This is a genomic window from Streptomyces albipurpureus (assembly GCF_023701525.1).
Lineage (GTDB): Bacteria > Actinomycetota > Actinomycetes > Streptomycetales > Streptomycetaceae > Streptomyces > Streptomyces albipurpureus.
Genome location: NZ_JAMQAW010000008.1, coordinates 19,453 through 27,658 on the forward strand (window position 1 = coordinate 19,453; position 8,206 = coordinate 27,658).

At 67.5% G+C, this 8,206-nt stretch carries 8 protein-coding genes; 7 read left to right on the top strand and 1 reads right to left on the bottom strand.

Annotated elements, in window-relative coordinates; genetic code table 11:
* The first annotated feature begins 51 nt into the window (after window positions 1-51).
* The gene (locus NBG84_RS09190) at window positions 52-657 is read left to right on the top strand and encodes an SCO2584 family spore wall biosynthesis protein (RefSeq protein WP_250918825.1); all 606 of its coding nucleotides are present in this window, start codon (window positions 52-54) and stop codon (window positions 655-657) included.
* A gap of 580 nt (window positions 658-1,237) precedes the next feature.
* On the top strand, window positions 1,238-2,542 hold the full coding sequence (locus tag NBG84_RS09195; RefSeq protein WP_250918826.1) for an SCO2583 family membrane protein: 1,305 nt from the start codon (window positions 1,238-1,240) through the stop codon (window positions 2,540-2,542).
* Window positions 2,543-2,708: 166 nt separating this feature from the next.
* On the opposite strand, the gene NBG84_RS09200 is transcribed toward NBG84_RS09195, so the two are convergent.
* The gene (locus NBG84_RS09200) at window positions 2,709-3,776 is read right to left on the bottom strand and encodes a M48 family metallopeptidase (RefSeq protein ID WP_250918827.1); all 1,068 of its coding nucleotides are present in this window, start codon (window positions 3,774-3,776) and stop codon (window positions 2,709-2,711) included.
* Between the two features lie 273 nt (window positions 3,777-4,049).
* Here NBG84_RS09200 and NBG84_RS09205 point away from each other — a divergent pair, with 273 nt between their 5' ends.
* The 5 genes from NBG84_RS09205 to NBG84_RS09225 all read left to right on the top strand — a co-directional run bounded on the left by NBG84_RS09205 (window position 4,050) and on the right by NBG84_RS09225 (window position 8,157).
* A complete protein-coding gene (locus NBG84_RS09205) occupies window positions 4,050-4,211 on the top strand; it encodes a hypothetical protein (protein WP_250918828.1) in 162 nt (53 codons plus the stop codon).
* Between the two features lie 46 nt (window positions 4,212-4,257).
* Complete coding sequence (gene nadD / locus NBG84_RS09210; protein WP_250918829.1) at window positions 4,258-4,881, top strand: nicotinate-nucleotide adenylyltransferase; 624 nt, start codon at window positions 4,258-4,260, stop codon at window positions 4,879-4,881.
* A gap of 19 nt (window positions 4,882-4,900) precedes the next feature.
* Window positions 4,901-6,736, top strand: coding sequence for an LCP family protein (locus NBG84_RS09215; protein WP_250918830.1), 1,836 nt, complete (start codon window positions 4,901-4,903; stop codon window positions 6,734-6,736).
* A gap of 321 nt (window positions 6,737-7,057) precedes the next feature.
* Window positions 7,058-7,504, top strand: a complete 447-nt coding sequence (gene rsfS, locus NBG84_RS09220) for a ribosome silencing factor (RefSeq protein ID WP_250918831.1) — start codon at window positions 7,058-7,060, stop codon at window positions 7,502-7,504.
* Window positions 7,501-8,157: a histidine phosphatase family protein gene (locus NBG84_RS09225; RefSeq protein WP_250919150.1), complete on the top strand. Its 657-nt coding sequence runs from the start codon at window positions 7,501-7,503 to the stop codon at window positions 8,155-8,157. The genes rsfS and NBG84_RS09225 overlap by 4 nt, the downstream gene beginning before the upstream one ends.
* Window positions 8,158-8,206 lie beyond the last annotated feature (49 nt).

Sequence of the window (8,206 nt, forward strand, 5' to 3'; positions counted from 1 at the left end):
ACTTCCTCCTTGCGTCTGCCCAAAGAGGGCGGCCAGGTCTACTCTGATTGCGTGCCGGACGACGTGGGGGGCAGGCCGTTCCCGGACGGCGGGGAGCCCGACGACGACCGCGGAGGCGCGGACGAGGACTTCGCCTCCGTGGTGTTCGACGAGGACTTCGTCAGGGCGGCTGAGATCCATGAGCCGACCGCCGTTGAGCGATTGCTCGCCGCTGCCCAGGCTCGTGCGGAGGCGGAGGCCGCCCGAGCGGGCTCGGGCCGTGGAGCCCACGACGACGATCCCTACGATGACGGCTACGGCGTCTACGGTCGTCGGCGTGGCTACGGCGACGATGACCTTTACGCGGACGACGATGAATCCGGCCCCTATGGCGAGCATGGCGGTGCGCTCCGCCCCTACCGTGGCAGCGCTCGCTGGCACCGCCCGGTGGCCTGGGTGCTTGCCCTGCTGATGGGCATCGGCATGGTCGCCCTCGCCTTCACCGCTGTGTACCGGGGAGCGGCGGGCAACCGTGAGGACCAGGTGCCCGCGCCGGCTACGACCGGCGTCGACAGCAGCCCCTCCACCGGACCGGACCGGGCCGGGGGGCCCACCACCTCGGCGAACTTCTCCGCGCCCGCCATGCCGGCCGTCCCTGCCGATCCGCGCACCCCCTGACAGGGCACCCTGACCCCGGCCGTACCCCTGACCCAGCACCGCGCACGACCTTAGGAGCCCTGGGACGCCCACTCCCAGCGCTGTGCCTGCTGTTCCCGGCTGCTGCCCATGCCCATGCCCGTTCCCACGGCGCCCGATCATCCCTCGTACGCCCGTACGCCCGTACGCCCGTACCGCCGTCGTCCGGACCTCAGCGCTCTCTGACCGCTTTCGCTGCTGTCTGCCGTCCTCCCGTGGCGGACGCCTCCCGCCCATGCCTCCCCTTGGCGGTAGTCGGGCGTCTGATCCCGCTGCCAGCCTCGGGGTTGCCCCTACGCCGCCGTACGCGCCCGGACACCCATCTCTTCGCTCCGTCTCTCCGGTGCCCTGCTCTGACCTTGGGCAGAACCCTTCCCGTCCAGGTCTTCCCAGCCCCCGCTGACCACCGACGCTATTCGGCCACTCGGCGCCCGCACATTGATCATCTACGCCTCCAATCGCTCACTTTTTGATGACGCGTTGAACGAGTGCGTGGAAAGTAGTCTGACTTTGTCGCCCGCCACCGCGTTTACCGAAGCCCTGCCAGACCGACCCTGAAGGTATGGCAGGCCGTGGAGACCCGCCTGAGGGGACACCTGAAGGACTCCCCGGCGGTGGAGAGGACGAGTACCGATCCGTCGTCTTCGACGAATCGTTTATACGAGCTGCGCGGCTACAGGAGTTCTCCGCGCAGGAGCGGATGGGTGAGCACGCACGTGCCGTGCGAAGCCTCCCTAACGGAACCGGCTCAACGGGTGCCAGGCAACTGTTGATTATCGTTCTGCTCGTGGCCGTCGCCTTTGGCACGGCCCTGTACCTCGGGGTCAGGCCCTCGTATCAAGCGCCCAGTGGCAAACGCGCCGCTCCACTGCGTATCACTCTGATCCCCCTCGCCCCCCAGGGCGTCGTTCCCGGCGGCACTCCCGCCGATCTCTACGGCAGCAGCCCTGCCCGTCAGTTCCGCATCGGTGCCTCCGGGATCAACTTCCCGGCCGCTCAGCGCACCAAGAACTTCTCCCAGAGCCAGGTCATGACAGCCCTGACGATCGCCAAGGACTACCTGGTGGAGTCCTCACTCGACCCGGATGTCCTCACCGGCGGCGCGGTCCGACCCGTGCGGGTACTCCTTGACCCAGATCAGTTGGATCAGTTCGACCGGAGCATCGCCAACCCGGTCGCCGACGGCCAGCACGCGGCCACCGGCTGGCTGATTCGCTACGACCCGGCCACGGTGGCGCTCGCGGATCCTGAGATCCGCGTCCGAGGCACCCTCGCCGTTTCCGATGGGGGAGCCGACACCCTCGAAGTGATGTCCGACCACACCTTTGCCTACGCCCTTCGCCCGGTTCTGACCCATGGCCCCCCAACCGGCCCTGAGACGGCCATGGGCCTGGACACCGGCGCGGGAGGCCGCTTGGCTTCCGCCGCCCCTGGTGACCCGCGGGGTTCCATCAACGGGCCAGGGGAGACGGCAGCCCCGGGAGAGAGCGGGGTGATGACCGGGCTGTCCCGGACGCTCGCGTCACAGCGGGCCAAGGGCGAGTCCAACCTGCCGGGCGGCGAGCGGGACCAGACCGATCGCGGCACAAGCCGCGCCGAAGGGGCCTCGCTGTTCACCGTCCGACGTGTGCTGCACTTCCGCTTTGACCGGGACGACCTGAACGCACATCGGACCGAGCTGCTGACAAGCTATGTGCAGGCCGGCCCCCAGACCTGCTCCGATGACGCCGCTGGCGTACTCCGTCCACTGCTCGCCGGCCAACGGGCCGCTGTAGGCGTTCCGGCGGGTACCGATCCCTACGCGCAGGGTGATCCCACGGCCGCACTCTGCGGTGCCCTGGCGCCATCCGCCCAACCGAGCCCCTAGCACCGCTGCTGGCCCCCCAAGGCATGCGGCCCGTCATGAACCCAGAGAGGCCGGAACGCAGACAGTCATGACCCCGAGAGTCAGCAACACCAGGGAGCGGCAGCCGGCATCGGCCCAGACCGGAGTCGGCCGACGCCGGGGACCGCCGAGCCTGTCAGGACCTGGGCTAGCCCTCCCCCTTGGCGGATCCCGACGCTGACGAGTTGCCGCTGCCGGCGCCCGTGAACTTGTCGCGGAGCTTGCCGCCCAGGTCACCGGCGCCGCCGGCTATGTCGCCGACCAGCTTCATCAGGGGATCCTTGCTCGTACGCACGGTGTCCGCGTAGTGCGAGGCGGACTCCTTGAGGGAGTCCGTGACGGATGTGCTGCTGTCCTCGGAGCGACGCGGGTAGTGGCCGTCAAGGATCCGCTGGTACTCGCGGCTCTCGGCCCACTTCTTCAACTCCGCCGCGCGGACCGTGGTGAAGGGGTGGGAACGCGGCAGCACATTCAGGATCTTCAGCACGGAATCCCGTAGGTCCCCGCCCGCCTCGTACTCTTCGGCCTGCTGCAGGAAGGCGTCGACATTCATCTCATGCAGATGGTTTCCGCCGGCTATCTTCATCAGCCCGCGCATCGAGGCCTGGAGATCCTGACCCACCAGCAGCCCCGCCCGGTCAGCCGACAACTCCGACTTGCGGAACCACTCCCGCAACGCCGTGACGATAGCCATGATCGCCACATTGCCGAGCGGGATCCATGCGATCTTGAGCGCCAGACTGGTGAGGAAGAGCAGGACCGTGCGGTAGACGGAGTGGCCGGACAGGGCGTGGCCCACCTCGTGGCCGACGACCGCCCTCATCTCCTCCTCGTCCAGCAGCTCGACAAGGCCGGTGGTCACCACGATGATCGGCTCGTCCAGTCCGATACACATGGCGTTGGGGCGCGGGTCCTGGGTCACATACATCGCCGGAACCTTCTCCAGGTCCAGGATGTAGCAGGCGTCCCTCAGCATGGCGTTCAGATGCGCGAACTGGGCATCGCTCACCCGTACGGAGTCGGAGAGGAAGAGCAACCGCAGGCTACGCTCGGGCAGCAGGCCACTCAGCGCCTTGAAGACGGTGTCGAACCCGCTGAGCTTGCGCAGGGCGACCAGCGCCGAGCGGTCCGCCGGATGCTCATACGCTCGGGACGAGATGCCCGGGAATCGCTTGCGCTGCCTGCTCGGCACGTTCTCTTGACTGCTGTCGCTCATTTAAACCCCCTGGTTGAACCGGTGTTCCGTCATACGAGTGATGGATTCGTCCCCCTGGCGACCCCAGCGTAGGCGCTGGGACCACAGCGTGCCGGGGGCTGTGGATAACTCTGGAACGCGAGCTCCATACGCCCGTTTTCCATCGTTCGGCACCCTCAAAGGAGCGCCGTGACAACGACAACGACTGAGTCGGCGTGAGCGTGCCCGAGGGGCCCGCATACGATATGGGCGAAGTCCCTCCGCTCCGTTTCCGATCGATAAGGGCCCGCCGAGATGAGCCTCCCCAGCAACGCCCCCCACCTGGTCACTCTCGCCGAAGGCGGCGAGGGCGCCGTGAACCACCCGAGCCTTGAGCCGCTGCTCGTCGGCGGCGGTGCCTTCATCGCGCTACTTCTGCTGCTCTGGATCACCATGAGCTTCAACCGCGACCGCTGAGACGAGCGGAGCGAGCCGGGCTCGCGGGCCAGTAGGCTCTGCACGCATGGGAGAGCAGGAAGTGCCTACGGGCCCGGGTTCCGGCCGACGGCGGCTCGGTGTGATGGGCGGGACATTTGACCCGATCCACCATGGCCACCTGGTTGCCGCCAGCGAGGTGGCCGCCCTGTTCCATCTCGACGAGGTGGTGTTCGTACCGACAGGACAGCCGTGGCAGAAGAGTCACAAGGCCGTATCCCAGGCCGAGGACCGCTATCTGATGACGGTCATCGCCACGGCGTCCAATCCGCAGTTCTCCGTCAGCCGCATCGACATCGATCGCCCCGGGCCGACCTACACGATCGACACCCTGCGCGATCTGCACGCTCAAAACGAGGACGCGGACCTGTTCTTCATCACGGGTGCCGACGCGCTGTCGCAGATCATCGGTTGGCGGGACGCCTCGGAACTCTTCTCACTCAGCCACTTCATCGGAGTGACTCGACCGGGACACGATCTGACGGATGACGGACTGCCCGAGGGCAAGGTCTCCCTGGTCGAGGTGCCGGCGCTGGCGATCTCCTCCACCGACTGCCGGGCGAGGGTAGCCAAGGGCGACCCTGTCTGGTATCTCGTGCCCGACGGTGTGGTGCGCTACATCGACAAGCGCCAGTTGTACCGCGGCGAGTGAGCCACGGAGAGGGGCACCGGTGAACGACCAGCAGGGTCCGTACGATCCGTACTACCAGCAGCCGCAGATCGTCGGCTACGACGAGTACGGTCAGCCGGTCTACCAGCAGCCCCAGGAATCCCGGCAGCCCCAGGAGCAACAGCGGTACGAAGAGCATCAGCAGTATGGCGAGCGTCAGCAGTACGACGCCCAGCAGGGTTCGCCGTACGAGTATCCAGAGCAGCCGTCGACCGAGCAGCAGTACGGCTATGACCCGTATGGCCAGCTCTCCCCGGCGGATGAGCCGCAAACCCAGACGTACGAGCAGACGGATCGCACCCCGTCGTACGACCCCTATGCGCAGCTCGCCGAGCAGCCGCAGGTCGGCCGGACGGACCAGGGCGATCAGTCATACCCTGTTGATCAGTCCTATGCCTACGGATACGACCAGTACGCGACCGATCAGGCCCAGAACATGGGTCAGCAGGCCGCTGCCGTGGAGACGGCGCAGTGGAGCATTCCGCAGCAGCCCATGCCGACCCAGTCACCGGAGTCGCAGGAATCGGAGCCCGCGGCGGGGGCCGGTGCCGAAGGGCAGGGGCTGGTGCCCAAGCCGCGTCGCCATGAAGAGGAACGCGACTACCGCACGGAGCAGTTCGCCTTCATAGAAGATCCGGACGGCGAATCCGAAGACGTCATCGACTGGCTGAAGTTCACCGAAAGCCGTTCCGAGCGACGGGAGGAGGCCAAGAGGCGCGGCCGCAACCGCGGGATCGCCCTGGGCGTCGTCCTCGGTCTGGCTTTGGTGATCGGTCTCGGCTACCTCGTCTTCTCGGGTGGCGACGACCCGAAGGACGCCGTCAGCCAAGGGGCCGGGCCGCAGAAGCGCGATGTGATCGTCCTGCATCTGCACAACACCAAGAAGAAGGGCACCTCCACCGCCCTCTTGGTCGACAACGTGACGACCAAGAAGGGGACCACGGTCCTGCTGCCCAACTCCCTCTCCGTCGCCAGCGACGATGGAGCGACCACCAACCTTGGCAAGTCGGTGGAGGACGATGGCTCCCAGGGCACCCGGGAGGCGGTGGGCGCCCTGTTGGGCGCGAAGATCACCGGAACCTGGCGGCTCGACACCCCCTTCCTGGAAAACCTGGTCGATCTGGTCGGCACCATCGATCTGACCACCGATACCGCGGTCCCCGGTGCCAAGAAGGGCGAGGCCCCGCTGGTCGATCGGGGTGAGAACCAGACCCTGAACGGCCGGGCCGCGGTCGCCTACGCCACCTATCTCGCCCCTGGTGAGGCCGAGGCCAAGCAACTGGAGCGCTTCGGGCAGGTCATCCAGGCCGTACTGCGGAAGTTCCCCAGCGAGCAGAAGTCCGCCACTGTCACCGTGGAGACGCTTGCGCAGATCCTCGACCCCTCGCTCACTGAGAGCGATCTGGGCGCCTCCCTCGCCAAACTCGCCGATCACGCCAAGGGCGGCGACTACACCACGGCGACGCTGCCCGTGCAGGCGGATGGCACGCTGACCCAGCAGGCGGCTGCACGCGTCAAGGACATCCTGGGTGGTTCTGTGACCGCGCCGGACAAGAACGCGGCCGTCAGGGTCGGCGTCCGAAACGGCACGGGGAAGACCTCCGCTGCCGAATCCGCACGGGTCACGCTGGTCAATGGAGGCTATGCCGTCGTCGATGGCGGTAAGGCGGACGCCATCGCGTCTTCGCAGATCACTTACGGTGACGAAGCACAGAGGGCGGAGGCCACTGAGGTGGCCAAGACGCTGGGCCTGCCGGTGAGTGCGGTGAAGAAGGGGACCGCCCCGCCCAACGCCGACATCAGCGTCGTCCTCGGGCAGGACTTCAAGACCAACTGACGGACGCCACACGGCTGCCGGGGCTGGATGAGCCTCGGCACAGCCGGCCGGACCTCGCTAGCCGGACGTTCGCGCGGGGACCGGCTGAACAGAAGGTCAGCCGGTCGTCTCGGGGTGGGCCCGGACACGGTGCTCACTTTGGCGTCGGACACGGCGCTCACTCCGGCGTCGACGCTGGCTGCCGGGTGGGGATTCTGTGGCTTACCCGCGTCTGACCAGGAGCGATGCCCGAGCATGGGCGGGCAGGGAAAACACCGCAGGTGCTGTCGGTGGTACGTGAGACCCTTGGGGGGATACCCGCCCGCCGACGAAAGCCAGCTTGTGACCGCTACGGACCGCTCCATCGAGCTCATTAACGCCGCCGCCCAGGCGGCTGCCGACCGGCTCGCGCACGACATCATCGCGTACGACGTCAGCGATGTGCTCTCGATCACTGACGCCTTCCTGCTTGCCTCCGCGCCCAATGACCGCCAGGTCAAGTCGATCGTCGACGAGATCGAAGAGCGGCTGAGCAAGGAGCTCGACGTCAAGCCCGTACGGCGGGAAGGCGACCGCGACGCCCGCTGGATCCTGCTCGACTACGTCGACATCGTGGTCCACGTCCAGCACAGCGAGGAGCGTGTCTTCTACGCCCTGGAGCGGCTGTGGAAGGACTGCCCCGAGCTGCCGCTGCCCGAAGACGCTCAGAAGACCCGCGTCAAGTCATCCGAGGGCCAGCACGGTGAGCCCCAGGAGTCCGCCGGAACCCCGGACGGTGAGTTGAGCTGAACGAGGACGCCTACAAACGCACGGGGCGGCGTCTCGTCCTGTGGCGGCACGGTCAGACCGCTTGGAACGTGGAGCGCCGCTTCCAGGGCACCACGGACATCGAGCTCACCGAGACCGGTGTTGCCCAGGCACGCAGGTCCGCTCGGCTGCTCGCGTCCCTCAAACCGGACGCGATCGTCGGGTCGGATCTCCGACGGGCCTCCGCCACGGCCAACGAGCTGTCCGGTCTGACGGGACTGCCCGTCACCTTTGACGCGAACCTGCGCGAGACCTATGCCGGTGTCTGGCAGGGGATGAGCCACCAGGAGATCATCGCGCAGTTCGGTGACCAGTACGCGGCCTGGAAGCGCGGCGAGCCCGTGCGCCGGGGTGGCGGGGAGTTGGAGACGGAGGTCGCCGACCGCGCGGCCCCGGTGGTGCTCCGCCATGCCGAGAAGCTTCCGGAGAACGGCACGCTGGTCGTGGTCAGCCATGGCGGCACCATCCGCACCACCATCGGACGGCTGCTCGGCCTGGAGCCCCAACACTGGGAAAGCCTCGGCGGACTCTCCAACTGTTGCTGGTCGGTCCTCGGCGAGGGCGCCCGCGGTTGGCGGCTCCTGGAGCACAACGCCGGTACGCTCCCCGAGCCTGTCCTCGGCGATGACGACTGACCCCATCCGACGTCCAGGCTGTGACGGCCGCACTCGCCGTCGCCGGCCG

Bases quoted from the DNA above. Each gene is read 5' to 3' on its own strand.
- NBG84_RS09205 (WP_250918828.1), top strand. From the start codon at position 4,050: ATGAGCCTCCCCAGCAACGCCCCCCACCTGGTCACTCTCGCCGAAGGC.
- nadD (WP_250918829.1), top strand. From the start codon at position 4,258: ATGGGAGAGCAGGAAGTGCCTACGGGCCCGGGTTCCGGCCGACGGCGG.
- NBG84_RS09200 (WP_250918827.1), bottom strand. From the start codon at position 3,776: ATGAGCGACAGCAGTCAAGAGAACGTGCCGAGCAGGCAGCGCAAGCGA.
- NBG84_RS09195 (WP_250918826.1), top strand. From the start codon at position 1,238: ATGGCAGGCCGTGGAGACCCGCCTGAGGGGACACCTGAAGGACTCCCC.